Raw genomic sequence first — 26814 nt, 5'->3', positions numbered from 1 at the left:
CTTTTGCCTCCGGCTTCCTTCAGATTCCACCTCACGATGGGACACCCTTACCCTTGGCTAATGGTAGGCGCTCGCCAGCCCCCATTCCGGACTTTCACCGTGTAGATGACGCCCATGCTGGGCGTACTAGCAAAAAGGGGACGGTCTTCCGTCCCCTTTTTGCATCTCGATAAGCTGTATTATTTTATATTAGCAAGGCATGCTGGCTTTAAGTCCGGTGTCGCTTTTCTCCTGTTCCTCCTGGTTTTCCTGCTTGCTGGAAGTTACAGGAGGACAATGTGAGTCACTCTTGGCAAATCGCTCGTACAGCAGCTCGGTCGGGATTACAATGAGTTTAGGCACCATTTCCTCCTGACGGCTCCGGACTCTCTCGCGCCCCGACGGATGAATCACGCTCATGAGCAGCCTTAAATAAAACTTTGTCGATCTCGCGAAAAAACCTTTCGGCAGATCTGCAATCGTAAACCCGAATTGCTCCGGCCCCCGGTTGATCATCGAAACTCCATATAATGCCTTTACGTCGCTTAATTCAGGATGGCTTTTAATGTACTCCGCAATTTCGGGCAGCGCCTTCTGGGTTGAGCGTATCAACTGAATCGCAAGATGCATTGACGATTTTGCTTTAGTTCCGAGCTGGAACAATTTCTTGTTGTCAAAATGCAATTCAAGAATCGGATCGCCCTTAACCAGGATCCCCCCTCCGTTCATGGCGACAGGCTGCCCCGAATAAGTGATACGGCGGAAGAAAAACATCGAATCTTCGTTATTGGTTGTCTGCAAGTTGAAGATAAAGTGGAACAGTCTTTCCCATAGCAGCCACACTGAAACAAGAACCCGCTTATACCGTGGCAAAACCGGAACACCTCTCTTATGTTGACTGTACTTCTTTTCAGCTGAGGCAGAATGGGCATCATTCTTGGCCTGAGCCGTTCGCTGAATCATATCCCGGATCGTTATGCTCTGAATGCCTCGGCGCTTCGCCTCTTCCAGCACCCGTTCAAGGGCAGTCAGCATCTCATGCGGAGCATTCGCATTAGCCCCAAGCGTCGTTCCGCAATCATGCAGCAGGAATACCTCCCCGCCCCGGAGCTTTTTGATCATGCGCTTCGTCAGCTTATCCGAGCCTACCCGGGCGCGCCAGTCCTTGAATATGGCCGACCAGAGAACCAGCTGCAAATCCTTGCGCTTGGTAAAATCAAACAGGTTGACGATTCCCCAAGGCGGACGGTAGTAATGCGCATCCTGCCCGGTAGCGTCATGAATAATTTTGGCTGTCATGGACACGTGCTTGGTGACCGTTTTCGGCCGCATCAGCCAATTGGTCTTATGTTTATAATTGTGGATGCCAAGCAAATGGCCGTCATCATGAATTCTTTTGATCAGTTCAGGATGCTTCTCCGCGCTTGAACCAACAACGAAGAAGGTTGCCTTGGCATCATAACGCTTAAGTAAATCCAGTAGCTGAGGCGTATATACCGGATCAGGTCCGTCATCAAATGTTAAGGCAATTTCATGATCGGAAATGCCTTTTTTGAATACGCGGAAACCAAACAGCCGGCTGATTAATCCCGGAATAAATGCATATAACGAGAAAATGTAAAACATACCCAGCAGCAAAGTCTCCATGTTAATTCCCCATTTCTCTCTATATCACTGACTTTTGCTTGCTCAAATCAGAATCATGTTTGAACATCGTCTCTATTTTATCATAAAAGAAATTAAATAGGCTTCTTTTTTTATGCCTGCCTGCGCCTGCCTTCCGGTTCAGAATTCGGATAAAATGTCCATAACATCTCCGAACAGTTCGGTTGCCAGATGGGAGGAACCCGGTTCTCTGCTCTGCACAAGCACTGCAGCGGCATATTTCGGGCTTTGAACCGGTCCAAAGCCGATGAACCATTGATCGTTAAGCGCCTTTCCTGACCGCACAACCTGCGCCGTTCCGGATTTGCCTGCAAGATCCCATACGGCTTTCTGCAGCCGTTTACCGGTTCCATCGGTAACGACAGCTCTCATCCATTTCATCAGGGTGTTTGCCGTGTATGCCGATATTCGTCCGTGGCCTGGGGATTCATGGCGCTTAAAACGGACCATCCCGGTCCCGTTCGCATATTGAATGCCGCTGACCAAGCGCGGCGCCTGCACAACTCCTCCATGCAGCAGGGTCACGACCATATTCGCAGCCTGGAGGGGACTCAGCAGGACACTGCGCTGCCCAATGGCAGTCTGAGCCCGTACTCCGCTGTCTTCGGGATGGGATTCATGCCCAAAAACCGTTCCAGCCTCCTCCTGGTCGATCTGCCTGAGCGTTTCGCCATCTATAAAAGGCTCCTTCCAGCCGATGGTACGCCCGAGTCCCAAAGCGTCCGCCGTCCACTCGAGCGCCGCTGGCGACAATCTCTCGCCCAAATTGCCAAACACGGTGTTGCAGGACTCGGCGAATCCCCTGGCGAGCGTAATATCGCCATGCCCGCCTTTTTTCCAGCAGGACAAGCCGTATTTGCCGTAACCGCCTCTGCACATAAAATGATCGCCGGGTCGGGATACCCCTGTTTCGAGCGCTGCAGCAGCCGTCACCACTTTGAAAATGGAGCCTGGAACCGCAGCTTTTACGGCGCGATTGCTCCAGTTTCCTTGAGCTGCATCGACCTTGTTCGGATTGAAAAAAGGAAGCGACACCATAGCTGCGATGTCGCCGCTCTTTGCATCCAGAATGACAATGGCTCCCTCCTTCATCCCTTTTTGGCTGGCCAACTGCTCAATCCTGTTCTGAAGCTCCAGATGAATCGTGGTCACTACAGTCAATGGATAATAGGGATTTCCCGGAGCATGAACCCGCATGGCATCATACGAAAGCGGACGGTTGTACGCGTCGACCAGATAGGAAGCATCGGTTACGCCCTCCCCCCTGAGCAATCTGTCGAAGGTCTTCTCCAGGCCCGCGGCTCCGAGCTTTGCGGAAAGGGAGAGCCTGTTCGAAGCTGCCGCTTTTGCATTCATTTGCAGCACCGATTCCGGCTGCTCTGCAACAAAACCCAGCCACTGTTTGCCGGATTTGTTGTTTGCGTATCTGCGCACGACAGGCAAGGACTTGACGGAGGGGATTTTTAGCCGTTCCAGAGCGGCCGCCTCCCCAGCCGTCAAACGTAAAGGGCTGCCGGTTGCAGCGTCAGTCCAGAAGGCGGGATGCTGCAAAGACTTCCAGGTCCGGACGAGTTTCTTCGGAGATGTTCCAAGGAGGCCGGAGAGCGATATAAGCTGCTCTGGCTGAATGTCTTCGCGCAGCGGAAATAAAGCCGGGGATAATACCACTTCATTCGTCAAGGGGCGACCGAACATATCCACGAATCTTCCCCGTCCGGTATCCAGTTCAATTCGCGATTCCCGCTGCATTACCGCCATTTTGTTCGCAGTTCTTCCATGCGCCGAAGGAGGCTTGGGAACACCGTCAAACAACTGCAGCCATGCCAGGCGCGCAAGCAAAACTCCGATAAAAGCGGTAATGATCAGCAAGTTGTAAAAGATACGCTTCTTGATCGCAAGCTTCATTCCCGTACGCCTCCTTCGATCAAAGTATCCCCTCAGTTGGCTTGATTTACACCTGCTCCCTTCTTTTGCATTCCCCTGAATCGGCAGCGCTGGCAAAAAAGACGTCTACCTTTTAATAAGATAGACGTCTGCTATAAGCTTTAGTATTAAATTTTAAATCTGGACAAGGAATCTTTAAGCTGGTCGGATACGTCCTCCAGTTTGCCTGACAGCTGGACAAGCTGATCCCCGATCATCTGCTGCTCGCTGCTCAGTGAAGCAACCTCTTCGGACGTTGCGGACGATTCCTCTGCGACCGCGCTGACATTGGTCATGGCTTCGGACAAAATATTTTGCGATTTGCTCAGCCCTTCAATGGAAGCCGTCGCCATATCCAGTTTGGCTACAAATATGTTCATCTGCTCCTGGACGGAAACAAAGATTTCTCCCGTCTCCTTAACGGATTGGATTTGCTGTTCAAACAGTGGATTCACTTCCTCCAGCGCCTTGATGGTTTCGTTCATTTCCTGCTGGATCTGATCCGCAATTTGCCCGACCATCGTAATGGATTGCTTGGATTGTTCTGCAAGCTGACGAATCTCATCGGCCACGACCATGAAGCCTCGGCCCGCCGCTCCGGCGCGTGCCGCCTCAATCGTTGCATTGAGGGACAGAATGTTGGTCTGCTGCGTAATATTTTGCATAACATCAAGCACTTTCAATACGGATGTGCTGCTGGCATGAAGTGAATTTACCCGGTCCGCCAAAGCCCGGGTCATTTCACCGGTAATGTTGGTTTTTTGGGTTAAGCCCTGCAAATACCGGGTTCCAAGTTCGCTGGCCTGTTCGACCTGTCTTGCCGAATCCTGCATTTCCTTATTGGAGGCAATCACTTCGGATACCTGTGTGCCGATATTTTCCGTAAGATCGCTGCCCCGTTCCGCTTCAGCCGCCAGACTGGTTGCCCCTTTGGCAATCTCTTCCGTAGCGACCGCAATTTCCTTCGCGGACAAAGCCGTTTTCCGTGATGCATCCGCCAGCTCGGAAGCCGTTGCCAGAACTTCAATCGAAGAGTTGTTCGCATGTGTCACAAGCTCGGTAATCTGCTCCATCATCTTGTTAAAGCTGCCCGAAAGCTGGCCAATCTCATCTCTCCCCGCATGCTTCATGCGGACATTGAGATTGCCCATAGCTCCTTCCTGCATCAGCGTATTCATTTTAGCGAGCGGACGCGCAATCATGCGAACCATCCACATGCCGATTAAGATGGCGATAACGGCAACGATAATCGCTGACAGGTAGGTGGTTCTCATAATTTGCTTCGCATCAGCAACCAGATTGTCGACCGGGACGATGCCGACGAGCTTCCATCCCGGCACTTCCAGAGTGTTATATACGGCCAGGACCGATTTTCCCTCTTCATCCTTGGTAGTAAGACTGTCCGTGTTACTGGTGTCTTTTGCAATTGCTTGGAAAGCCGTACGGGTTCCGTTTTCGTCTTCCAGATTTGAAGCAACGATTTGCCCCGAGTTGGTAATGAGCTGCACTTTGGAGCCTTGGCCCAACGAAACTTGGTCTAATTGATCCGTTAGAACATTTAAATTAATATCGAGAGCTACTATATACCGCTCTGTACCCGTCGTCGTTTTAAAAGATTGGATATAGCGGAATATGGTGCCGCCCTGATCATTCGAAACCGGCACCCAGAGGGAAGAAGAATCGGCAGACAAATCCTTGTACCAGGGCTGCTGTTCCAAGGTTGATACAAAATTCGTATCTGGTGTACCCGCGGAGATCGGGTTGAAGACATGGCTTACAGAAGCTAAATAAACAGCCTGTGCTCCCTGCGTGGAATAAATATAATTGGTCATTTTTTGGCTGATCGCTTTCATAAGGAGAAAATGATTGTATTCATCGTTGGAACCTTTTAGATCCCCTATATCATTCTGCACTTCCTGATCAAAGAACATCATCAGCAGGTTTGCTTCATACTGCTTGAAAATAATATCCAATTTCTGGGAGGTCTGAATGACGGTCTGCTGGTTGGAAAATCTGGCGTTATCCTGAATGGTGTTTCTTGCCGTTTGATAGGATAAAATACCTAGTGCGATAACAAAAAACATAATGGCAATAAAGAAAATAAGAAACAACCGCGCCCCGACGGATTTGACAGGATCCAGCTTCCCTGGTTTTATTTTCTTGATATATGTAAACGTTTTCTTAATTATAGCTTTAAACTTCGCTTTAATTTCCATATCCTTCCTTACGGTGTTCTTCTCCTCCTTTTCCCGCTTGTTATTCTTAGAAATCAGCCCCATCAACCTCACCTGTCTCTCTGAAAAATATATGCCTTATTTACTATGTCGGTTGCAGATCTACTTTCTTAAGACCTCCGATGACTTATCCGACTTTTTGACTAAATTTATTGTTAAAAGTAACAAAAAAGCCCTCGCCATAGGCGAAAGCTCCGTAAGCTGAAGTTAGCTCAAACTCTATTTTTTCTTTCTCATCATATCAAAATACTTCACAGGCTGCTCCGTTTTAAATTTGACAAGCTGAAGCGGATGGCGCGCAGCATCGATTTCATTCCCGTTCTCATCCCACAGCGTGCCTACCGTTTGCTTGAAGAAGGTTCCCCTTGGCCCGAAAAACTCCACTTCCTGACCCGGTTTGAAATGATTGCGCTGTTGTATCGTGGCAATGCCGGTTTCGGCGTCATAATCCATTACAAGGCCGGCAAAATCATAAGGAGCCGCTTTTTCCTCGGGCTCGTAAATATGGTCTTCATGATCCGGTGTATCATAGAAGAATCCCGTATTCAGCGGACGATTCGCGGCCTTGTTGATTTCCTGGATCCATTCCGGCTTGACGGTAAAATGTTCAGGATCCGCCATATAGGAGTCTATCGCTTGACGGTAAGCGTTCACGACTGTAGCCACATAATGGATCGATTTCATGCGCCCTTCGATCTTGAAGCTGTCCACGCCCACATCGATCAGATCCGGGATATTGGAGATCATGCACAGGTCCTTGGAGCCCATCGTAAAAGCATTGTCTTCTGCGGCAAATTGCGGCAGCTGAGTAACGCCGAGCTTAAACTGCTGCAGTACACGGTCTTCCCGCGCTTCTTCCTCCGAAATCCAGACGGGCTCTTCCCTGGCATCTTCGAACAAATCGTACTTCCACCGGCAGGACTGGCAGCAGCCTCCCCGGTTGGAGTCGCGATCGGTAAAGTGATTGGAAAGTACGCACCGCCCGGAATAAGAAGAACACATGGCCCCATGAATAAAGGCTTCAATCTCTACATCCACATGCTTTTTGATTTCCGCGATTTCTTCAAGGCTCGTTTCCCGGCCGAGAACGACACGCGGCAATCCTTCTTCCTTCCAATACTTGACGGCCTGCCAGTTCACGGTCGATTGCTGGGTGCTTAAATGCACCTCAAGATTCGGCACAACCCGCCGGGCTGTGTCCACAATGACGGGATCCGCCACAATGATGGCCGAGATGCCCACCTCATATAAATTCCGCAGGTATTCTTCAATACCCGCAAGGTCTTCATTATGGGCGTAAATATTGGTTGCCACAAACACCTTGGCGCCGTATTTTTTGGCAAACTCTACACCCTCCCGCATCTCCTCAAAGCTGAAGTTATCCGCATTAGAACGAAGGCCGTATTTCTGGCCGCCGATATAAACGGCATCCGCCCCATAATGAATGGCAAATTTCAGCTTCTCCAGATTGCCCGCCGGAGCAAGCAGCTCGGGTTTGTCCAAACGGTATCGTTTGCCCTTGTATTTCGGTTTGTGCTGCATCGTGGTCTCCATGACATTCACCTCTCTTGTCTGTTGTCTGAATATTAATAAACCTGCTCTTTATAGAAAAATCCGAACGACAGCTCACGCTCAGAGTCCTGCAAATGTCTGATCCCGTCCAGCCAGCTCTCCTCAAATGCATATCCTTCCGGGTCTTTGGCAAAAGCTTCGATCGCCTGCCGGTAGGCTTTAATTACTTCAATCGTGTAGCTTGCCGGCTTCAGCAGGGATTCGATCTTGAAGCTGTGAACCCCGGCCTCCATCAGCACGTGGAGGTCCTCCAAAATGCAAATATCGTCCGAGCTCATAATATGCGTACCGTTCATATCCTCATAGATCGGATATTTCTCATCCTGCCGCTCCGCTTCAATCAGAAACAGTCCCCGATCCTTGCCAAGGTTGGTTCCTTCTACCGGCCGTCCCTGATGCGTCATATAGCTGGCAACCAGACGGCGTTTGGAATGGTAAATATTCGTCATCCCGTGCACCTGCACCTCGGCTTCCACTTCAAGATGCGGGATCATGCCGACAATTTCATCCATATTCAGCTCGCGGGCCACAACCACTCTGGAGGCTCCCTTTGTTCCCCAGTAATTGGCCGTGGCGTAGTTGGTCGAGGTCATCTCGGCATTCCAATGCAGCTTTAGGCCGGGCGCAGCGGAACCCGCTGCACGCAGTACTGCCGGATCGCCGAATTCAATCGCATCCACTCCGGCCTTCTCCAGGCCTTCCAGGTAAGCCGGGAGGTCCTCAAGCAGGTCATTGCTCACCAAAGTGTTCACACTGACGTAAACCTTCGCCTCGTGGTCATGAGCGTATTTTACGATTTGGCTGATATCCTCCAGGCTGCATTCTCCCGGCAGTCTCATTCCGTATTTGTCCTCCCCGACCAGGACGGCGTCTGCCCCAGCGCTTATAAAAGAGACCGCTTCTTCCACGGACCCTGCCGGTACGAGAAGCTCCGGTTTTGTTCCTTCCATTGTTCACACACCTCTAAAACTTTATTTGGCCGAAGCCTGACTTTTCCTGATATTTGCCAAATGCTCTTTATACGTAGCGGCAAACAAATGCTCGTGGCTGCCGTCTTTTTTCGTAACATAAAATAAATAATCCGAGCTTTCCGGTTCCAGCGCCGCCTCAATCGATTTTAAACTCGGCGCCGCGATCGGGCCTGGCGGAAGTCCTGCGTAAAGATAAGAATTATAAGGGCTGTCCACTTTCCGCAAATCCGAGTTCAGCAGCCGTTCCTTCGGTTTGCCGAGCAAATATTGAACGGTTGCATCAATCTCCAGCTTCATGTTTTGTTTGATCCGGTTGTCGATAACGCCCGCCACCAGGCTGCGTTCCTTGTCAACCACCACTTCCCGTTCGACCAGCGAAGCTATGGTCATCATCTGATTCAGCGTCAGTCCGTCTGCTTTCAGCTTGGCGTCAAAGCTCGGAATCTGCTTCAGCCTTTTGGATGTCTCTTCAAGCATGCGGGTTATAATGTCCGCTTCCGTGCTGCCTTTTTTCAGCTCATAGGTTTCCGGAAACAGATAACCTTCCAGCCGGTACAGCAGCTGTTTGTCCGCAGGAATCTGGCTTAGGAGCGTGCTGTCAATGCCAGCAGGATCTTTAGCCAGCTTAAGAAAAGCTTCGGCATTCACAATACCCTCTGCCTGCAGTTTGTCCGCGATTTGCTTGACGGTGTAGCCTTCGGGAATCGTAAAACGAACCATTTCTTCGGCCACAACATCGCCCGCATTTAGTTTCGCGATAATCTGATCATACGTGACACCCGGCTTCATCTCGTAGCTTCCAGCCTGAAAACGGCCGCCCTCGGACTTATATTTCAGGAAGGTCCTGAACAGCAAGGAATTGCGTATAAGGCCTTGCTGCTGCAGCAGGTCTGCAATTTGAGCCGTTCCAGTACCCGGTTCAATCGTAAAGCGAACCGCCTGATCGGAAGATGCGGCAGGCTTCATGCCATAATATATATAGCCTCCTGCTCCGGCGGCTGCCGCCAGAATCAATAAAAGCACCGCCAGAATAAGAGTTCTTATCCTTTTCACAAAGCCAGCTCCTTTACAGCCAAAAAGAGCGGAAACTCCGCCCTTCTCGGTTTTATTGCTATAAAACTTAAACAAAAGTAAACCACTACTCGGGAAAAGTGAGCTCATCGTACAGTTCGGAAACGTCTTCCCATTCATCATCATCTTCAATCGTCTCAAGCGACAGCGTTCCGTCTGCTGCCGTTACCACCTTGAAAATCTCAGGTTCGTCGGCACCCTGAGCCTGTTCCCGCCGGAGAACGGCATAGGAACGGCCGGATACATCAAACTCATTCTCGACCTGATAATTAAGGGTCTTGCCTTTCTCATCCTGCAGTTCAAGAGCCGGTCCAAAGGCATCCCGAATGCGGCTGGCCCAGACCGTATTTGCAGCAGTAAACGGGTTCATCGGTCTTCTTCACCGCCGAATTCGTCGATCAGGGTATTGAAGGTTTCCTCAACGATTTCCCACTCTTCGTCGCTTTCAATCGTATAAAGCTTCAGGTCGTCTCCGTCTTCTTCATAACGGAAAGCATAAACTTCTTCGCTTTCATCGTCATCCGGTTCCACGGGCACAACCATCATGTATTTCGCATCAGAGCCGTCAACTTCAAATTTCATAATGACTTCAAACTCTTCTTCGTTTCCTTCGTCATCAGGAATATAAATAATTTCCGGTTCTTCTTCATTGCCGATGATTTGGCTAGCCATTCATTATCACCCTCACCTTTTAGTCTTAGCGTCTAAATAATTTTGCAAAATCAGCACCGCAGCCATTCTGTCTACGACCTGTTTGCGTTTACCCCGGCTTACATCCGCCTCAAGCAGCGTACGGTGCGCTGACACCGTTGTAAGCCGCTCATCCCAAAGGTGAACTGGCAACTCCAATTGACCGCGCAGTTTCTCGGCGAAATCCATACAGATTTCACCGCGGGGTCCGATCGTGCCGTTCATGTTCTTAGGCAATCCAACCACGATCTCTTCTACCTCATACTGCTGAACCAGCTCGGCAATCTTCACAAGCTCTCCTTCGTCCCGGCGCTTCTCCACCGTATCCACGCCTTGAGCCGTCCATCCCAGCTCGTCGCTGACGGCAACGCCGATTCTCCGGTCGCCATAATCCAAACCCATTATCCTCATCATCTATCCCCTGTCAAAAGGTGAATCCCCGGGCCATTGAATTAACGATTGCGCTCCATGTAAAAACGGACCAGCTCTTCGATTAATTCATCCCTTTCTTTCTTGCGCACAAGGCTTCTGGCATTGTTGTGCCGCGGAATATATGCCGGATCTCCCGACAACAAATATCCGACTATCTGGTTGATTGGGTTGTATTCCTTCTCCTGCAACGCTCCGTAAACCGTTAGAAGGATCTCCTGTGCCGACGCCTCCTGCTCATCGCCTTTGACGTTGAACTTTACAGTTTTATCCATGGAGTCCATCATGCCCACCTCGATTCCTGAAACATGAGGCTGCGTCCTTTCGCATCACGCATCACGCCTTCACGCCTCTAAAGACTAAGCCTTTTAGCTTCATATGGCATAAAGCTTATATCTCTTACTATAACATATACGGGGTCCCATAAGGAAATAGTAAACCTGAAATTTCCCAAAAACAGAAGAACCGAAAGGACCCCGTTATATTCGTCCTCTTTAAGCTTGAGCGCCTACCAGCTCGCCGGCCAGTTTAAGCGCCTCATCCAGCTTGGAAGCATCCTTCCCGCCGGCCTGCGCCATATCCGGACGGCCGCCGCCGCCTCCGCCGCACAATACGGCGATCTCCTTGACCAGCTTGCCGGCGTGAAGCCCGCGCTTGACATCAGCCTGCGGAACAGCCACGACAAAGTTTACTTTGTCGTCCACCGCAGCGCCAAGCACCAGAATCGCGTCGGGAACCTTTGCCTTAAGCTCGTCGGCGAGTGTCCGCAGCGCCTCCATGCTGCCTGCCTGAACGCGCTCCGCAAGCAGCTTGCTTTCGCCGACCTGCTTCACCCGGCTTGTCAGCTCGCCGGCCTCAATGGCGCTGAGCTTGCCTTGCAGCGATTCATTCTCACGGGACAGCTCCTTCACCTGCTGATGAAGCCCTTCAATCCGCTTCGGCACTTCGTTTACGTTCGATTTCAGCAGAGCTGCGGCCCCTTTCAGAAGCTCAAGCTGTTCATCCATGTACAGGTAGGCATGACGGCCGGTTACCGCTTCAATCCGGCGGACGCCCGATCCGATCCCGCTTTCGCTGACCAGCTTGAACAAGCCGATTTCAGAGGTGTTCCGAACGTGGCAGCCCCCGCACAGCTCGAGGCTGTATCCGCCGACCTGAACAACGCGTACGATATCGCCATACTTCTCGCCGAACAACGCCATCGCGCCCATCGCCTTAGCTTCATCGATCGGTTTCAATTCGATGGTGACATTCAGGCTGTTCCAGATCTGCTCGTTGACGCGGCGCTCGATATCCACCAGCTCCTCTGGCGAAATGCTGCCCAAATGGGAGAAGTCGAAACGCAGACGCTGCGGCTCAACGAGCGAGCCTGCCTGATTGACGTGTGCGCCGAGCACTTCCTTGAGCGCTTTATGGAGCAGGTGCGTCGCCGTATGGTTCTTCACGATATCCGCGCGTTTCGTACGGTCAACTTCAGCCTTGACCGGGGTGCCGGTACGAAGCTCGCCGGATTCCACCTTGATCTCATGAACATGCTGTCCGTTCGGAGCCTTGAACAAGCCGGTCACTTCGGCATTTCCGCTTTCCGAGCGAATCCAGCCCTGGTCGCTCACTTGCCCGCCGCTCTCTGCATAGAACGGGGTAGCTTCCAGAATGATTTGTCCGGACTGGCCTTCGGACAAGCTGTCGACAAACGCATCGTTCGAAATAATCGCCAGGATATTGGAGGACGCCTCGAGCTCATTATAACCAATGAACTCCGTTTTAGTCGTGAAGTCGGACAAAACCCCGCCCTGCACCTTCATGCTGCCGCCGGTATGCGACGCCGCCCGCGCCATCTCGCGCTGCTTCTGCATCGCCGCATCAAAACCTTCCCGGTCAACGGCAAGCCCATGCTCCTGCGCATAATCCTCGGTCAAATCGAACGGGAACCCATACGTATCGTACAATTTGAATGCATCCGCCCCGCCGATCACCGTTTGGCCGGCATCCTTGGCTTCCTTGGAAATGTGCTCCAGTATCGCAAGGCCCTCCGTCAACGTCTCGTGGAAACGTTCCTCTTCACCGCGGATCACCTTCTCGATAAATTCGCGTTTGGTCACGATATCGTTATAATACTCGCCCATCACTTCCCCGACAGTGGCTACAAGCGAATACATAAACGGACGGTCCAGTCCCAGCTTTTTGCCGTAGCGGACCGCGCGGCGCAGCAGACGGCGGATTACATATCCGCGGCCCTCGTTGGAAGGAAGCACGCCGTCGGCAACGGCGAACGATACAGTACGGATATGGTCGGCAATAACCTTAAACGCAACATCAGTCTCGGTATCCACGCCATATTTGATTCCGGCAATTTTCGCGGTTTCCTGAATTATCGGCTGGAACAGATCGGTATCGAAATTGGAATCAACGTTCTGCAAAATCGATGAAAAGCGCTCCAGGCCTGCGCCTGTATCAATATTTTTGCTAGGGAGCGGCGTATAGCTTCCATCTTTATTATGGTTAAACTGCGAGAATACGAGGTTCCATACTTCCAGGTACCGCTCGTTCTCTCCGCCCGGGTAAAGCTCGGGATCCGAAGGGTCGTTGCCGTAGGCTTCGCCGCGGTCATAGAAAATTTCCGTACATGGTCCGCAAGGACCCTCGCCGATATCCCAGAAGTTATCTTCAAGCTTGATGATCCGCTCAGCCGGAATCCCGATTTTCTCGTTCCACAGCTTGTACGCTTCTTCATCCTCCGGATATACCGTTACGGACAGACGGTCCGGATCAAATCCGATCCAGTCCTTGCCTGTAAGAAACTCCCACGCCCAGGTAACCGTTTCTTCCTTGAAGTAATCGCCGATCGAGAAATTGCCCAGCATTTCAAAAAAAGTATGGTGGCGGCGCGTCTTCCCGACATTCTCGATGTCATTGGTACGGATACATTTCTGGGAATTGGCAATCCGCGGATTTTCCGGCTTCACACGGCCGTCGAAATAAGCTTTAAGCGGCGCCATCCCCGCATTTATCCACAGCAGGGAAGGATCGTTATGAGGGACCAGCGATGCGCTGGGTTCAATATTATGTCCTTTGGATGCAAAAAACTGCAGCCATTTGGAACGGATTTCACTAGCTTTCATAGAAACATGTCCTCCTGTATATAAAAATAGAAAAAACGCCCCTGGAATTCAGGGACGATTGTCTCGCGGTACCACCCTGGTTATCGTCCGCTTCCAGCCTTCCTTCGGAAACTTTCGATCGCCTTTGTACGATTCTGTAACGGGAATCTCCCGGCGAAGTTCATTCGCACTCCGAAAGCAGCTTTCCGCCCCTGAGCATTCATTCCGGTTCTTCCACCCGACGCCGCTTGTCTATCTCCAAAAACCGCTGTGCTTCGCGGCTGGAAAGACGGCAAAGGAACCGCTCTCTGGTGAATCTGTCAGGACGTACTTGTTTTCGTCACCGTTTTACGTATGCATGCAGATGCTGCGCATAATAAATCAATATTAGTATATAAGCCGTGTTATGGCCTGTCAATCATTGTCTAAATCGTTTTCCTGCGGATATAGTATCCGTAAAAATGCTGTATGATGACCTTCAAAACAGCAAATAGCGGAACGGCTAAAATCAGCCCCGGAATCCCACCGATTTCCCCGCCGACCAGCAGCGCGAAAATGATGAGCATTGGATGCAGATGAAGCTTTCTTCCGACGACCTGCGGAGAAATGACGTTGCTCTCCAGCGTCTGGCACAACGCATTTACGATAACGACAAACAGAACCATGCGCCAGGATATCGTTGTCGCCATGATCAAGGCCGGCGCCGCACCAAGAAAAGGCCCGAGGTAAGGAATGATATTGCAGACGGCCACAACACTCGCGAAAAGAAGAGCGAACGGCATTTCGATAATCATATATCCCGCATAGGCAAGCACACCGATAATGACGCAGACAAGCAACTGGCCCCGCACATAATTTCCGAGAGCCTCATCAATATCTTTGAGCAGCCCGATGATCGACTTGCGATGGGATTTCGGCAGGCACCGAATCAAAAGCCGTTCAAACACTTCAAAATCCTTCAGCATGTAGAAGATGAGAAACGGAATGATAAATGCGTTGAACACCACGCCGATCGTCGTGCCGATATTGTTCAGGAAATCCTGAATGCCTGTCGCCATGCGCTGTTCAACCTGGAAGAACCAGTTGTTCATTCCCATTCTTACGCCTTGGGGAAGCAGGGAATTGTCCCATTTGTTCATAATCTGCTGCGTATGCATCGTAAGCTCGGGCAGATGCTCCCCAAGTTCGCCAAGCTGCTCGATAAACATTGGGATCATATTCATCAGAATAACGGTAAGGCTCGTCAGAAAAACGGCATAAATGAGCAGCACCGCAATCGTTCGAGGCACTTTGCGCGCATTCAGCATGCTTACAATGGGATTCAGCACATAAGAGATAATTACCGCAATGATAAAGGGAGCCAGCACAGCCTTCAAAAAGCTGTAAACCACACCGAACATCGGTCTGAGCAGCCAAACGAAATATAATATAACTAAGGAGAGCAGCAGCCAGCAACCATAGCGAAACAATCTGCTCTTATAGAATGGTTCCATATGTATTCCCTCCCTGCAAGCGGACTGGCTATATGTCAGTATATGCCGCGGCCGCGTAAAATAACCCGGGACAAAAGACGGCGTTCACGAAGCAGCTGGCTGAGGCGCCTAACGATCGATCAGCGGCGGGAAGGCTGGGCAGCCGCCTCGTACCGATTTGTCATTTTTTACAGGAAACCCAAAAAAAGCGGATCCACTCCCTCTTTGGGGACATGATCCGCTTCGTCCGGTCATATATTGTTATTACAGTCCAAGAGGACAGGTGCCGTCATAGAACAGACTATGTAGGCGCCTCTTTTAGGAAGGAGCTTGCAGTTCAGACAATTCCTGAACCATTTCTTCTCCAAAGAACAAGTCGTCAAGCGAACTTAACGTGCCGTCTTCTTCAACCTGATAGACCGACATTTTTTCACCGTTAACCGTTAATTCAATAAAACAGCCCCAGCAATAAAACTGATGGGAACCGATCTTTCCAATATCTTTGGAACCGCAGTTTGGACATTTCATCATCAACTTATCACACCTATCTCTTTGCAAATTAAGGGCTTTCCAGCCGCTCCAAGCTAAGCGAAGGTACCATCAAGGCACTTTCCCCTCTAACGATGTCCCTTGTAAAAGGCAGCAGCTTGCGTCCTTCCACCAGGTCGGAAATAAATCCGTCGCTAATTTCAAATCCTGTTATTGTATTTCCCAAATGTTGGTCAAAATAAACATCACTGACGTGTCCCATCAAGACCCCGTCATTCGTAAGCACAGGAAGCTCTTTCACTTTCCCGCCGCCGAGCGCAAATGTGTTCTGTATATTCTCGGCATCCATCTTCCGGATCGCCTGTTGATTGCGAATCATTACGGCATCTTCGCCATAAGCGACGATATCATCCCATAGAACAGCCTTTATGTTAGGGGATAAAAATCCTTTTCCTTCCAACACAATCCCCTCGATCTTCCAGTCTTCACTCAGGAGGAAGTCCCGAACTTTCCCGATCTCCTTGCCATTCTCCGTATCAAATACGGATAATCCGATCATTTCCTGAAGTTTCATGGCAGCGGTGCCTCCTTTAATTGACCGTCAGCATTTCCCCCTCCCTGAAGACACAATAAAAGACCTTATCTTCTATTACGAACACGGGTGAGAATGGTTCCAACTTTTTGGGATACTTGCGTTATTTCCTCAGTAGTATTACCCAAACCAAAGCTGAACCGAATCGCCGACCGTAAAAATTGTTCAGGAAGCTTCATCGCTTCCAGAACATGGGACGGTTCAAGAGAACCGGAGGTGCATGCAGAGCCGCTGGCCACCGCGATTCCTTCCATATCGAGATTCATCAGCATCGTCTCCGTACCCATTTCCGGGAAACTAATATTCAGGATATGGGGAAGATGCTCGGACGGGTGACCGTTTACATGAAAACGGTCCTGCCCAATCTCCCGAGCCAGTCCATCCAGAAGCGCTTTGCGCAGCTCCTCATCCCGTCTGGTCCGTTCTTCCATTTCGGCAGACGCGAGCTCTGCCGCTTTGGCGAATCCGGCAAGTCCGGCCAAATTCTCCGTCCCCGCCCGGCGCTTGCGTTCCTGATTTCCCCCGTACAGCAGCGGTTCAATCAAGGTTCCGCGCCGAACATACAGCGCACCCACTCCTTGGGGTCCGTTGATTTTGTGCGAAGATATGCTCATCAGGTCTACAGGCAGATCCTTGGCCGCAAAAGGTATCGCGCCAAATGCCTGAACGGCATCCACATGAAACAGAATGCCTTTCTCGCGGGCCAGTTCTCCAAGGGCCTGAATTGGCTGCAGCGTGCCTATTTCGTTATTGCCATACATCACGCTAATCAGGATCGTATCCGGCCGGATCGCCTGCTCAAGTTGCTCAATATGCACCTGCCCGTAACGGTCGACCGGGAGATAGGTCACCTCGAATCCTTGCTGCTCCAGTCTTTCACAGGAATGCATCACCGCGTGATGCTCGATGGCTGTCGTTATAATATGCCGTCCCTGATCTTTCAGGGCCGAAGACACCCCGAAGAGGGCCAGATTGTCGCTTTCTGTCCCTCCCGCTGTAAATATGAGTTCATCCGGCCCGCAGCCAAGCGCCAATGCCACCGTATCTCTTGCCGCATTGACCGTGCGTTTGGCTTCACGGCCAAAGGCGTGGATGCTTGACGCATTCCCGACCTGGCCTTTCATCACGGCCAGCATCGCTTCGGCGACCTCCGGATGAACGGGCGTTGAGGCCGCGTGGTCCAAATAAATATGGTTCATGTCGTAGAGCTCCTTGTCAGATGTAGAACATGTAATTGGCTTTCGTATTATGGTCTTCATAATTGACCAGATTATCTAGTGTAGTTGAATCAAGGACGTCTGCAATGCTGTCCCTGATCCGCAGCCATAAATCCCGTTTGGCCGGATCATCTTCTTCCGTGAAATCCACGGGAGAAATAGGACCTTCAAGCACACGGATGATATCGCCTGCCGTGATCTCTGTCGCCGGTTTGGCGAGAATGTAGCCGCCATATGCGCCGCGGACGCTTTTTACAAGCCCTGCGTTGCGAAGCGGTGCAATAAGCTGCTCCAGATAATGTTCGGAAAGCTGGTTTCTTTCGGCAATGCTTTTGAGGGAAGTCGGACCTTCTCCAAACTTTGCAGCCAGCTCCATCATAATCGTCAATCCGTAACGTCCTTTTGTTGATATCTTCAAACAGGCCACCTCTTTCAATTTTCACATAATCTTTATATAATAAAGCTTTGGATTTGTTATACTTGGATTAACAAAATCCAATTTTTTCAGATGGTTTCATGCTGTGTTTAAAAACAACGTATTCCGATCACCCACCTTTGTTTATCGTAACATACGAAGCGGGGTTTAGGGAAACATTTCATCACAGCGTGTTCATGAATAAAGGACATAGCAATGTCCAAAGGAGTTGATACCATGCAAAGCCAAACATCAAAACCGCGCGTTATTGTCGGTATGTCCGGAGGCGTAGACTCTTCCGTTACCGCCCTTTTGCTGAAGCAGCAAGGCTATGACACGATCGGCATCTTCATGAAGAACTGGGACGATACTGACGAGCTTGGCTTCTGCACGGCGGAGCAGGATGCGGAAGATGTCCGCCGCGTCTGCGAACAGATCGGCATCCCTTACTATACCGTAAATTTCGAGAAGGAATATTACGATAAAGTCTTTTCCTATTTCCTTGAGGAATATAAGCAGGGCCGTACCCCCAACCCGGACGTCATGTGCAACCGGGAGATCAAATTTGGCGAATTTTTGAACAAAGCGCTTGATCTTGGGGCAGATTACGTGGCTACAGGCCACTACGCCCGAGTCATTGAACAAGACGGCGTGTTCAAGCTGCTGCGGGGCGTAGACGGCAACAAGGATCAAACGTATTTTCTGAACGCGCTGAACCAGGAACAATTGTCCAAGGCCATGTTCCCGATCGGCCACCTTCCTAAGCCGGAGGTGCGGCGCGTTGCGGAAGAAGCCGGTCTCTATACCGCCAAGAAAAAGGACAGTACAGGCGTCTGCTTCATTGGCGAACGCAACTTCCGCGAATTTCTGAGCCATTACCTTCCGGCCAAATCAGGCGACATGGTTGACATTGAAACAGGCGAAGTTAAAGGCCGGCATGACGGCCTGATGTACTATACGCTCGGCCAGCGCCAGGGCCTCGGCATCGGCGGTTCCGGCAATGGTCAGCCTTGGTTCGTGGCCGAAAAGGATCTGGAGCATAACATCCTGTACGTAGTACAAGGCGATAAACACCCGAGCCTGTATTCCACCGGACTTACGGCCAGCGGTGTGAACTGGATCTCCGGCAAACGTCCGGAGGCCGGCGCCACCTTGCACTGCACGGCCAAGTTCCGCTACCGTCAGCCCGATCAGGGGGTCACGCTTACTTTTGGCGAGGACGGGGGCGTCCACGTGGAGTTCGATCAGCAGCAAAAAGCGATTACCCCGGGACAAGCCGTCGTGTTCTACGACGGTGAGGAATGCCTGGGCGGCGGCATCATCGAAGTCGCCGACAAAGCGCCCTATCCCGTGCTGAACGCCGGCCGGTAAGGCAAGGGCACCCGGGACATGCCGTCAATTGGCAGGATAAAGTGCACCGCAATAATTTTTCAGGCCAAAAGACGCCTCCATCCCCACTTGCACAGTGGTTTTGGAGGCGTCTTTGCACGTGTTCGAAGCTGACTTGCTCGCTATCTTGCGCTGCCGTTAAAGCAGCTTTGCCATGTAGTATTCGTCGACGTACGCTCCGTCCACTTTAATTGAATGCTTCTTGAGGCCTTCTATTTCAAAGCCGGCTTTCTTGTACAGCGCGACAGCCCGCTCATTATGCGCCATGACCGTCAGCTCCAGCCTGTGAATGTCATGCTCCACGGCCCATCCGTCCAATTCGGCAAACAGCCGCGTCCCGATCCCCCGGCCGCCGTACTGCTGCAGGATGCCAACCACGATATACAGGGAGTGCCTGATCCGGTTTTCATCCGAATCAAAAGCGCCCAAATATCCGACAATGTTTCCCTCCGCCTCCGCCACGAATATCATGGAGGCTCTGCTCGCAAGGATGGAAGCAATCCGCTCTTCTTGCTGCTTTAGAGTCGTTGTTCTTTCTCCCGGTTCCAGAAGCATAAACTTGGTTTCTTCGTCCAGTTTTTTGGTCAGCGCCAGAAACTGCGCCGCGTCTTCGGTTTCTATATTTCTAATGATCATCTTGGCTCGTCCCCTACCCCTGCTCAAAACTCTCTCTACTGGCGGTCTTGCCGCCGTCTCAATTCCTGATTGTGCTTAATTTTGCTTTCATTCCCCTGTTCGGTTGCCCGGTAAAAGATCCGGCCCTCAAGCTGGTCCGGCAAATACTGCTGCTTCACATAATGGCCCGGAAAGTTGTGCGGATACTGGTATCCCGTATGTCCCAGCTTCACAGCGCCCTTGTAATGGGCGTCGCGCAGGTGCAGCGGCACTTCCGCCGATTTCACTTCGTCCATCGCCTCCATCGCCCGCGAAATCGCCATGACGACGGCGTTGGATTTCGGGCTCTCCACGGCGAACAGAATCGCCTGGACGACGTTCAGCCGGGCCTCGGGCCAGCCATTGCTGCGGTAAGCCTCCAAGGCGCTTACCGCCTGGACCATGGCCTGCGGGTTAGCGAGGCCGATGTCTTCGCTGGCGGCGGCAATGAGCCGGCGGATGAAGACGCCGGGGTCCATGCCCAGTTTCTCTACGGCGTAGAGAAACCAGAACACCGCGGCGTCGCTGGAGCCGCGGATGCTTTTGTGGAACGCCGAAAGCACGTCGTACTGCGTCGATTCATCGGCGCGTACCGTTGGCCGGCGGATGGATTCCTCAGCCACCTCCAGGGTGACATGGACGGTGCCGTCCTGCTGCGGCGGCGTGGTGAGCGCCGCAAGCTCCAGCGCATTCAGCGCGCGGCGGATATCGCCGTTCGCCATCGAGGCGATATGCTGCAGGGCTTCGTCGTCGACCTGCAGCTGCATAAAGCCGAGCCCCTTCTCCGAATCCGCAAGCGCCCGCCGCATGGCGACGAGCGAATGCTCCATCGTCAGCGGCTCCAGCTGGAACAGGGTCGACCGGCTCATAAGCGCCCCGTTCACATAATGGAACGGGTTCTCCGTCGTCGCACCTATGAAAATAATCGTTCCCCGTTCCACCGCCGGCAGCAGCGCATCCTGGCGGGCGCTGTTGAAACGGTGCACCTCGTCCAGGAACAGAATCGTTTTTGTACCGTACAAGGCCTTGGCGTCCTGCGCCTTCTCGATCACTTCCCGCACATCCTTGACCGTGGCATCGACGGCGTTCAAACGCACAAACTCTCCTTGGGTATGCCTGGAGATAATATGCGCAAGCGTCGTTTTGCCGCAGCCCGGAGGACCGTACAGCAGGATGGAGGACACCTGGTCAGCCTCAATCGCCCGGCGCAGAAGCTTACCGGGTCCGACAATATGCTCCTGCCCTGTATATTCATCCAGCGAAGTCGGCCGCATCCGGTCGGCAAGCAGGCCCATGCCGGGATCCGACTGCTGTCCATATGAGAATAAGTCCATTTGAATGTCCACTTCCTTGCATTACGTATCTATTGGCTGTCGCACAAATACGGATTAGCCGTCTTTTCCTTCAGGATATGAAGTCATGCCAAGGCCGTTAAAAACAAACTTGAGCGTGTCTTCAATGAATTGCTCCCGGCTGGGAGAAGGATCATCCAGAATACCCTGAAAATATTCCGACTTTTGGTGGAACAGCACCGCCCCCATCACGAAGAACAACGTGTTGTCCAGCGAACGAAATTGAAAGAGCCCTTGAGTCCTTCCTTCCTCCAGCAAGGAGCGAAGCTTTTTCCAGACCGGGAGCACATAATTCAGGATGCGGGGCAGGAGGTGCGATTTTTTGAAAATTTCCTGCTGCAGCACATTAATCATCTCCGGATTTTCCATTCGGAAGCGAATGACTTCCGTGATGAGAAACTCCACTCCGGATACCGGTTCCAAAAACCGGCTGCTTTCAAGCTCAATCCTATTCACGGGATAAAACGTATCAAACAGCGCGTAAAATACATTTTCCTTGCCGCCAAAATAATAGGAGACGAGCGCCACATTGGCCCCCGCCTCATCGCATATTTGCCGGACAGACGTGCCCTCGAAGCCTTGTTTGGCAAAAAGCCGCTTCGCCGCCAGCAAGATTCTCATCTTCATATCCGTATCGGTTGGTGCTGTCATGATCTTACCCCGTTTCCGTTCCATACTTACAGGCCACCTACCCTACCATCCATTATGCGGATTTTATCTCCCTTGTGCAAGTTTATACGGTTGGCTGATCCGCCGGCATGGTAACCGGGGCTTTCTTCCGGCGAAGGGCCGTAGCTGCGACGCCCACGGCTAACGTAACCGCCATGGAGACGACGAGGGTCAAGGCAGGACCGGAAGCGGACGGACCACCAAACAGCAGGTTCATCGTGCCTTCAACTGCGCTTGTGGCAGGCAGCAGGCGGCCCAGTTGGAAGTAGAAATCGGGCAGCAATTCCCGCGGCACCATCGCCCCGGACGAAACAAGCTGCGCCGAGAGCGCCAAAATGTTGAACAGCATTCCGGCGTTGCCGAACAATAGGACGAACATTTGCGCGAAAAACATAAAGCTCATCAGGAACAGCGTCTGGAAGCCCCACAGTGCCAGAAATCCGTTCGCGTTTTGTCCCCCAAGCAGCATTGCGAGCGACGAGCCGACCAGTGCGATCACCACTGCCGAAACGACATGGATCACAATGCGGGCTATTAATTTCTCCCACCGGGATGCCGTATGGATCTGAGCCGAGGAGGCTTGGAGGTTGAGAGCCATAAGCATTGATCCTACATAAGACGCAAGCACGAGCATCATCGGCACCATCTGGTTCGCCATGCCGTCTACAGGGTGCGAATAATGGAAGTCGGAAACGACCTTCTCCGCCAATCCCTGGGCTGCGCCCTGCGCCTGGGCGGCCGGCATTTTCATCTGGGTGAGCACCGCCTCTGCTCCTGCGGTAACGGCTTCTTTATTGACGGTCGCCGTCACCCCGGAAGCGACGCTCTGCATGATCGATTTAATCAGCGCGGGGTTGGATTCGTTGATCCAGTACTGCAGCTGTCCCTTCTTCCCCGGAGCTTGCAGCTGATTGGAAAAATCCGCCGGAATGTACAGCACCATCTGTACGTCGCGATCATCAAGATGCTCTTTCGCCTCATCCAGCGATGAGGATGACGAAAGCTCGAACGGCAGATTGGCTTTCAAATTGCTTTCCACCTGCTTGCCGATTCCGTTGTCCTCGTTCACTATTTCAATCTTGAGCTTGTGGGTGTTATCGGTAACCCCGTCATACCCGGTCATCCACACCAAGCTGAAAATCACTTGAAACATCAAGGCGGCGCCGATGCCGATCAGGGTCGTCGGCTTTTTCATAAAATCTTTCAATACAGTCAGCATTCTCTTCACTCCAGTTCTCTTTTTTAAACAATCGTTTAAATTAAACGTTTGTTTAAAATATAGCAAACCCCCATTTGTCTGTCAATTGTTTTATAGCGAGTGCGGTTTCGTGTAAAGTAATGACGGCGTTGAAAAGCTTTAATGCGATTGTGGCGACCTTCGACAGTCGCGTTTGTCCAACGGCATTGATGGTAGTTCACGATCTCCTCTTTCCAATTTCGCATCGTCCCCAGTGTATATTTTCGTTAAAATGTTGGAGGTCGCCCGATAGGAAAAGAAATTCGTTTAGCCAAGCGTCCTGACGGGGCGCCCATGACATGTGATCGATAAGTCATTCCATTCGTATGGATATTTCAATAGGTCGTTTGAACCTCCGTTGAGCAGGGGTTTATTACCCTCAGGCGCTTTATATCTTGTATAGGTGAAAAACCAAACATTCGGGAATATTCACGGCTGAATTGCGACGGACTTTCATATCCTATCCGGAATGCGACATCCGCGGCATCTGTTGACTCGGATAATAACAGACGCCGTGCTTCCTGCAGTCTCAGTTGTTTTTGGAACTGAATAGGGCTCATAGCGGTTACCTCTTTAAAGTGCCTATGTAGCGAAGAAACACTCATATTCGCTATTTCCGCAAGCTCCTCAATCCGAAAAGATCGATCATAGTTATTCATGATATGTTTGATAACGTCTCTGATTCGTTTGGCGCTGTTTCCATCTATTGCAATTTGTTCCAGTGAAACCCCATGCTGCCCTTGCAGAACCCTATAGAGAATTTCCTTCATGAAGAGAGGAGCAAGTACCGGGATATCCTTAGGATTATCTAGCAAACGAGTTAACCTGATTACCGCATCCAACAAAGATAATTCCATCCGGCTGACAAACATACCTCGCTTAGTGTTTTCTTTCGGGCCAACTCGTATTTCAGAATCGCTTAAAATCTCTAAGATTTGACTCGGGGTAAATTCAAGTTTGAGAGACAAATACGGAACTTGGGAAGAGGCTTCCATGACTTGGCCGGTAACCGGTAAGTGGGCGGATGCAACAAGGTAATCGGCAGGACCGTATCTAAAGCGCTCCTGTGCCAGCAATACCTCCTTCACACCCTGAACGACCATGCAAAAGGAAGGATTGTAAACTCCAAAATTTAATCCAGTAACATTAGATCGACGAGTGAAAAATAACGACGGAATTGCAGTCGCGTGAACACCGTCCCGGCCTGAATAACGCTCAATGAGTTTGGCAAGTTCCTCCTGCTGTTTATATATTCGTTCAGACATAAGATCCTCCTTGTTCCTCCATCCTTGATAGTTCCATCATAATTCATATTCGTACTTGAGACTCCCACGACTAAAGTCGCAAGCCCTACACCTTACATGATACGGTTGTGTTTGTTCTTCTATATTCATTCATATACACATTGTATCAATTTTATTTATAAACTGAAACGGACATGCAATAAAAAAGAGTGAAATTTTCGGATACTTGAAGCACCACAAACCTTTCAGTTCTTAGGGCACTCGTATCCGACCTCACTATCATCCCACCCCTAAAGGGGGTGCTATCGCACCCGTAGTGGGCTTTCCCGTTCGGAAAATCTGTAAATGGCTGTGAGAGTATTAGGCAATCATTTGAGAAGAATGGGATACCGATCGCCTTTTCATTTGTTTCATAATAAGGATGCCGAAGCAGATCCATAACTTTTATGATCGCATAACACCTGGAAAATTTACATGCTGACCCTTATCAGCTTCTTTGTTGGCATTCCACAATTCAGCATCGTAGGCATGATGGATAAAATCGCTGCTTCCGTCGGCGTATCGGTATCGACAGCGGACTCATTACCGTATTCGCGCTCGGTAACGCGATCGGCACGCCCGTTATCATGGTCGCGACGGCGAAGATGAATCAGCGTAAGCAATTGTTACTAGCTCTTGCCATCATATTACTCGGCATCGTTTCGACGCTCGCCCTTCCGGGCTTCGGCTTCCTGATGGCATCTCGCGTTGTACTCAGGGGCGGAACGGGCGTCTACGTTGTCACCGCTTATTGCATAGCTGTGAAGCTGGCTCTTTCCGGACGTCAGGCCGGAGCGATGTCCAACGTTGCACGGGCGATTCCGGCTCTGAAAGGCGAAGCTTCCATCCCTCTAGGCGAGTGACTTGCATTCTTAAAGAGCCGGGGATCGCGATCACCCTTGGTGTTACGTTCTTCGTGTTTATCAGCTTTTCGGTGGTCGATACGTATATCACCCCCTTTCTGGCCTTCATCATGCCGATAATGGAAAGTAAAATGAGCGTCATTCTCTTGACCTTGGGCATAGGGAGCTTGATCGGCTCAAGGCTTGTCGGCTTCTTGGCGGATCGGATTGGCATCGTCCGCACGCTAATTGTCTCCATGTCCGTTCAAGTCCTTGCCCTAGTGTTACTATCCACCTTTTCTGGATGGGTGGTCGTTGCCGTCTTGTTGCTCATGATCTGGGGGAGCCCGTTCGTTCGCAAGAGCACGCCATGGCTGACATCAAGCGGCAGAACAACTGTGCAGCAGGCATATGAGAAGGGAAAAACCAACCTAAGCACAGCGGTGATATCTCAAGGGGGTGATCCATTTCGTCATCGTGCTGCGTTTGAGCTTATTTTGCTACCCAAATATATATTAGAGGTCAGTATGCCAAGTTAAAGGAGAAGATTAGAATGGATAAACAAGGAAAATATACTGTTATTACCGGAGCAAGCTCTGGTATAGGTTACGCGACAGCTAAGGCTTTCGCAAAACGCAAGAAGAATATCATACTTGTTGCTCGCCGTGAACACAATCTGAACGAACTGAAAAGAGAAATCTTGCAGGAAGTTCCTGACCTGGATATTGTGGTAAAAGCAGTCGATGTATCCATCAGTCAAAACGCCCATCAACTCTATCGAGAGTTAAATCCGTATCAAATCGAAACATGGATTAACAATGCAGGTTTCGGTAGCTATGACAGTGTGTCCGGTCAAGACTTGGAAAAGATTGAAACAATGCTGCGCCTAAACGTGGAAGCCCTAACGATCTTTTCGTCCTTGTATGTACGTGATTATAAAGATGTGGATGGTACACAATTAATCAATATATCTTCAGCTGGTGGATACACAATCGTGCCAACGGCCGTTACCTACTGTGCTACCAAGTTTTTTGTCAGTGCATTTACCGAGGGATTGGCCCATGAACTGAAAGCCGCCAATGCAAAATTACAAGCTAAAGTTTTGGCACCAGCGGCTACAAAAACCGAATTTGGACAAGTGGCAAACAATACGAGCGAGTATGACTATGACAAAACTTTTAGTACGTACCATACAAGCCATGAAATGGCCAATTTTCTCTTGCAGCTTTATGATAGCAACATGACTGTTGGTGTAGTTGACAGAGAAGCCTTTGAATTCAAACTTAGTGAACCACTTTTTGCTTATGCAGGCAATTCTAAGAATAACCAAAAAGTCCAACTGAAAGATTAACACAGGTCAATTTTAAAGTGGTAGAGCGTTAGTTGACTAGTATAATAGCGGGAGTCTAGGACTTTTGAGTCCTAGTCCCGCTATTTTATTTGGCTCTTCGGAAAATATAGTTGAATGACGCTCAATAACATTGTGTTGTTATATCGGACTTTGTGGTTGAAAATTCTCAGATGTAATTAGGAAAATGAAATGAAAGGTGCCGTGATGCAATTTGAAC

25 protein-coding genes and 1 pseudogene are annotated in these 26814 nt (G+C 50.7%); 4 read left to right on the top strand and 22 right to left on the bottom strand.

Going from position 1 to position 26814, the window contains the following annotated elements; translation table 11 throughout:
* Positions 1-189 precede the first annotated feature (189 nt).
* The 16 genes from K7397_RS17415 to cymR all read right to left on the bottom strand — a co-directional run bounded on the left by K7397_RS17415 (position 190) and on the right by cymR (position 17823).
* Positions 190-1626: a polysaccharide deacetylase family protein gene (locus tag K7397_RS17415; protein WP_223069286.1), complete on the bottom strand. Its 1437-nt coding sequence runs from the start codon at positions 1624-1626 to the stop codon at positions 190-192.
* Positions 1627-1764: 138 nt separating this feature from the next.
* Positions 1765-3549 (bottom strand): peptidoglycan D,D-transpeptidase FtsI family protein, encoded by a 1785-nt coding sequence (locus K7397_RS17410; protein ID WP_223069284.1) that lies wholly within the window; start codon positions 3547-3549, stop codon positions 1765-1767.
* Between the two features lie 146 nt (positions 3550-3695).
* Entirely contained in the window at positions 3696-5846 is a 2151-nt protein-coding gene (locus K7397_RS17405; protein WP_223069283.1) for a methyl-accepting chemotaxis protein, read from the bottom strand.
* A 174-nt stretch (positions 5847-6020) separates the two neighbouring features.
* Positions 6021-7355, bottom strand: a complete 1335-nt coding sequence (locus K7397_RS17400; RefSeq protein ID WP_223069282.1) for a peptidase U32 family protein — start codon at positions 7353-7355, stop codon at positions 6021-6023.
* 32 nt (positions 7356-7387) lie between these two features.
* Positions 7388-8323 (bottom strand): peptidase U32 family protein, encoded by a 936-nt coding sequence (locus tag K7397_RS17395; protein ID WP_223069281.1) that lies wholly within the window; start codon positions 8321-8323, stop codon positions 7388-7390.
* Between the two features lie 21 nt (positions 8324-8344).
* Positions 8345-9397 carry an endolytic transglycosylase MltG gene (mltG, locus tag K7397_RS17390; protein WP_337926754.1) on the bottom strand — a complete coding sequence of 351 codons (1053 nt, stop codon included), beginning with the start codon at positions 9395-9397 and terminating at the stop codon, positions 8345-8347.
* Positions 9398-9482: 85 nt separating this feature from the next.
* Positions 9483-9785: a DUF1292 domain-containing protein gene (locus tag K7397_RS17385; RefSeq protein WP_223069280.1), complete on the bottom strand. Its 303-nt coding sequence runs from the start codon at positions 9783-9785 to the stop codon at positions 9483-9485.
* Entirely contained in the window at positions 9782-10087 is a 306-nt protein-coding gene (locus K7397_RS17380; protein WP_223069279.1) for a DUF1292 domain-containing protein, read from the bottom strand. The genes K7397_RS17385 and K7397_RS17380 overlap by 4 nt, the downstream gene beginning before the upstream one ends.
* 12 nt (positions 10088-10099) lie before the next feature.
* Positions 10100-10519, bottom strand: a complete 420-nt coding sequence (gene ruvX, locus K7397_RS17375) for a Holliday junction resolvase RuvX (RefSeq protein ID WP_223069278.1) — start codon at positions 10517-10519, stop codon at positions 10100-10102.
* Between the two features lie 38 nt (positions 10520-10557).
* Entirely contained in the window at positions 10558-10818 is a 261-nt protein-coding gene (locus K7397_RS17370; protein WP_223069290.1) for an IreB family regulatory phosphoprotein, read from the bottom strand.
* A gap of 210 nt (positions 10819-11028) precedes the next feature.
* Positions 11029-13656 carry an alanine--tRNA ligase gene (gene alaS / locus K7397_RS17365; protein ID WP_223069277.1) on the bottom strand — a complete coding sequence of 876 codons (2628 nt, stop codon included), beginning with the start codon at positions 13654-13656 and terminating at the stop codon, positions 11029-11031.
* 404 nt (positions 13657-14060) lie between these two features.
* Positions 14061-15128, bottom strand: a complete 1068-nt coding sequence (locus K7397_RS17360) for an AI-2E family transporter (RefSeq protein ID WP_223069275.1) — start codon at positions 15126-15128, stop codon at positions 14061-14063.
* 297 nt (positions 15129-15425) lie between these two features.
* A complete protein-coding gene (locus K7397_RS17355) occupies positions 15426-15635 on the bottom strand; it encodes a hypothetical protein (protein WP_223069288.1) in 210 nt (69 codons plus the stop codon).
* Between the two features lie 31 nt (positions 15636-15666).
* On the bottom strand, positions 15667-16170 hold the full coding sequence (locus tag K7397_RS17350) for a PRC-barrel domain-containing protein (RefSeq protein ID WP_223069273.1): 504 nt from the start codon (positions 16168-16170) through the stop codon (positions 15667-15669).
* A gap of 65 nt (positions 16171-16235) precedes the next feature.
* The gene (locus K7397_RS17345; RefSeq protein WP_223069270.1) at positions 16236-17387 is read right to left on the bottom strand and encodes a cysteine desulfurase family protein; all 1152 of its coding nucleotides are present in this window, start codon (positions 17385-17387) and stop codon (positions 16236-16238) included.
* Between the two features lie 16 nt (positions 17388-17403).
* Positions 17404-17823, bottom strand: coding sequence for a cysteine metabolism transcriptional regulator CymR (gene cymR, locus K7397_RS17340; protein WP_223069268.1), 420 nt, complete (start codon positions 17821-17823; stop codon positions 17404-17406).
* Between the two features lie 234 nt (positions 17824-18057).
* On the opposite strand from cymR, the gene mnmA reads away from it, so the two are divergent.
* Entirely contained in the window at positions 18058-19191 is a 1134-nt protein-coding gene (mnmA, locus tag K7397_RS17335) for a tRNA 2-thiouridine(34) synthase MnmA (RefSeq protein ID WP_223069266.1), read from the top strand.
* A 156-nt stretch (positions 19192-19347) separates the two neighbouring features.
* On the opposite strand, the gene K7397_RS17330 is transcribed toward mnmA, so the two are convergent.
* The 6 genes and pseudogenes from K7397_RS17330 to K7397_RS17305 all read right to left on the bottom strand — a co-directional run bounded on the left by K7397_RS17330 (position 19348) and on the right by K7397_RS17305 (position 24386).
* Positions 19348-19845 (bottom strand): GNAT family N-acetyltransferase, encoded by a 498-nt coding sequence (locus tag K7397_RS17330; protein WP_223069263.1) that lies wholly within the window; start codon positions 19843-19845, stop codon positions 19348-19350.
* A 35-nt stretch (positions 19846-19880) separates the two neighbouring features.
* The gene (locus K7397_RS17325; RefSeq protein WP_223069260.1) at positions 19881-21197 is read right to left on the bottom strand and encodes a replication-associated recombination protein A; all 1317 of its coding nucleotides are present in this window, start codon (positions 21195-21197) and stop codon (positions 19881-19883) included.
* Between the two features lie 54 nt (positions 21198-21251).
* On the bottom strand, positions 21252-21890 hold the full coding sequence (locus K7397_RS17320) for a TetR/AcrR family transcriptional regulator (RefSeq protein WP_223069258.1): 639 nt from the start codon (positions 21888-21890) through the stop codon (positions 21252-21254).
* A gap of 58 nt (positions 21891-21948) precedes the next feature.
* Positions 21949-23103, bottom strand: a complete 1155-nt coding sequence (locus K7397_RS17315) for a YhgE/Pip domain-containing protein (RefSeq protein ID WP_223069257.1) — start codon at positions 23101-23103, stop codon at positions 21949-21951.
* A 35-nt stretch (positions 23104-23138) separates the two neighbouring features.
* Positions 23139-23339, bottom strand: a pseudogene (locus tag K7397_RS17310) (transposase); the annotation flags it as partial.
* 117 nt (positions 23340-23456) lie between these two features.
* Positions 23457-24386: an AraC family transcriptional regulator gene (locus K7397_RS17305; protein WP_223069254.1), complete on the bottom strand. Its 930-nt coding sequence runs from the start codon at positions 24384-24386 to the stop codon at positions 23457-23459.
* A gap of 623 nt (positions 24387-25009) precedes the next feature.
* On the opposite strand from K7397_RS17305, the gene K7397_RS21640 reads away from it, so the two are divergent.
* Genes K7397_RS21640 through K7397_RS17295 form a run of 3 tightly spaced genes read left to right on the top strand, consistent with a single transcriptional unit; the run spans position 25010 to position 26597 of the window.
* Complete coding sequence (locus tag K7397_RS21640; protein WP_237691015.1) at positions 25010-25267, top strand: hypothetical protein; 258 nt, start codon at positions 25010-25012, stop codon at positions 25265-25267.
* A gap of 53 nt (positions 25268-25320) precedes the next feature.
* The gene (locus K7397_RS17300) at positions 25321-25785 is read left to right on the top strand and encodes an MFS transporter (protein ID WP_337926753.1); all 465 of its coding nucleotides are present in this window, start codon (positions 25321-25323) and stop codon (positions 25783-25785) included.
* 14 nt (positions 25786-25799) lie between these two features.
* Positions 25800-26597, top strand: coding sequence for an SDR family NAD(P)-dependent oxidoreductase (locus K7397_RS17295; RefSeq protein WP_223069251.1), 798 nt, complete (start codon positions 25800-25802; stop codon positions 26595-26597).
* Positions 26598-26814: the final 217 nt, after the last annotated feature.

The organism is Paenibacillus caui (assembly GCF_019904135.1).
Taxonomy (GTDB): Bacteria; Bacillota; Bacilli; order Paenibacillales; family Paenibacillaceae; genus Fontibacillus; species Fontibacillus caui.
Note: the sequence above shows the minus strand (reverse complement) of the source record. Positions and strands in the feature narration are given on the sequence as shown.

What these genes read in the sequence shown, in the direction of transcription:
- K7397_RS17415 (WP_223069286.1), bottom strand. Translation starts at nt 1,626, where the DNA reads ATGGAGACTTTGCTGCTGGGTATGTTTTACATTTTCTCGTTATATGCA.
- K7397_RS17385 (WP_223069280.1), bottom strand. Translation starts at nt 9,785, where the DNA reads ATGAACCCGTTTACTGCTGCAAATACGGTCTGGGCCAGCCGCATTCGG.
- K7397_RS17315 (WP_223069257.1), bottom strand. Translation starts at nt 23,103, where the DNA reads ATGCTGACTGTATTGAAAGATTTTATGAAAAAGCCGACGACCCTGATC.
- K7397_RS17350 (WP_223069273.1), bottom strand. Translation starts at nt 16,170, where the DNA reads ATGAAACTTCAGGAAATGATCGGATTATCCGTATTTGATACGGAGAAT.
- K7397_RS17330 (WP_223069263.1), bottom strand. Translation starts at nt 19,845, where the DNA reads ATGATCATTAGAAATATAGAAACCGAAGACGCGGCGCAGTTTCTGGCG.
- K7397_RS17360 (WP_223069275.1), bottom strand. Translation starts at nt 15,128, where the DNA reads ATGGAACCATTCTATAAGAGCAGATTGTTTCGCTATGGTTGCTGGCTG.
- K7397_RS17345 (WP_223069270.1), bottom strand. Translation starts at nt 17,387, where the DNA reads ATGAACCATATTTATTTGGACCACGCGGCCTCAACGCCCGTTCATCCG.
- alaS (WP_223069277.1), bottom strand. Translation starts at nt 13,656, where the DNA reads ATGAAAGCTAGTGAAATCCGTTCCAAATGGCTGCAGTTTTTTGCATCC.
- K7397_RS17325 (WP_223069260.1), bottom strand. Translation starts at nt 21,197, where the DNA reads ATGGACTTATTCTCATATGGACAGCAGTCGGATCCCGGCATGGGCCTG.
- K7397_RS17320 (WP_223069258.1), bottom strand. Translation starts at nt 21,890, where the DNA reads ATGGAACGGAAACGGGGTAAGATCATGACAGCACCAACCGATACGGAT.
- K7397_RS17400 (WP_223069282.1), bottom strand. Translation starts at nt 7,355, where the DNA reads ATGGAGACCACGATGCAGCACAAACCGAAATACAAGGGCAAACGATAC.
- mnmA (WP_223069266.1), top strand. Translation starts at nt 18,058, where the DNA reads ATGCAAAGCCAAACATCAAAACCGCGCGTTATTGTCGGTATGTCCGGA.
- K7397_RS17305 (WP_223069254.1), bottom strand. Translation starts at nt 24,386, where the DNA reads ATGTCTGAACGAATATATAAACAGCAGGAGGAACTTGCCAAACTCATT.
- ruvX (WP_223069278.1), bottom strand. Translation starts at nt 10,519, where the DNA reads ATGATGAGGATAATGGGTTTGGATTATGGCGACCGGAGAATCGGCGTT.
- K7397_RS17370 (WP_223069290.1), bottom strand. Translation starts at nt 10,818, where the DNA reads ATGGACTCCATGGATAAAACTGTAAAGTTCAACGTCAAAGGCGATGAG.
- K7397_RS17395 (WP_223069281.1), bottom strand. Translation starts at nt 8,323, where the DNA reads ATGGAAGGAACAAAACCGGAGCTTCTCGTACCGGCAGGGTCCGTGGAA.
- K7397_RS17355 (WP_223069288.1), bottom strand. Translation starts at nt 15,635, where the DNA reads ATGAAATGTCCAAACTGCGGTTCCAAAGATATTGGAAAGATCGGTTCC.
- K7397_RS17380 (WP_223069279.1), bottom strand. Translation starts at nt 10,087, where the DNA reads ATGGCTAGCCAAATCATCGGCAATGAAGAAGAACCGGAAATTATTTAT.
- K7397_RS17410 (WP_223069284.1), bottom strand. Translation starts at nt 3,549, where the DNA reads ATGAAGCTTGCGATCAAGAAGCGTATCTTTTACAACTTGCTGATCATT.
- K7397_RS17295 (WP_223069251.1), top strand. Translation starts at nt 25,800, where the DNA reads ATGGATAAACAAGGAAAATATACTGTTATTACCGGAGCAAGCTCTGGT.
- K7397_RS21640 (WP_237691015.1), top strand. Translation starts at nt 25,010, where the DNA reads ATGAATCAGCGTAAGCAATTGTTACTAGCTCTTGCCATCATATTACTC.
- K7397_RS17405 (WP_223069283.1), bottom strand. Translation starts at nt 5,846, where the DNA reads ATGGGGCTGATTTCTAAGAATAACAAGCGGGAAAAGGAGGAGAAGAAC.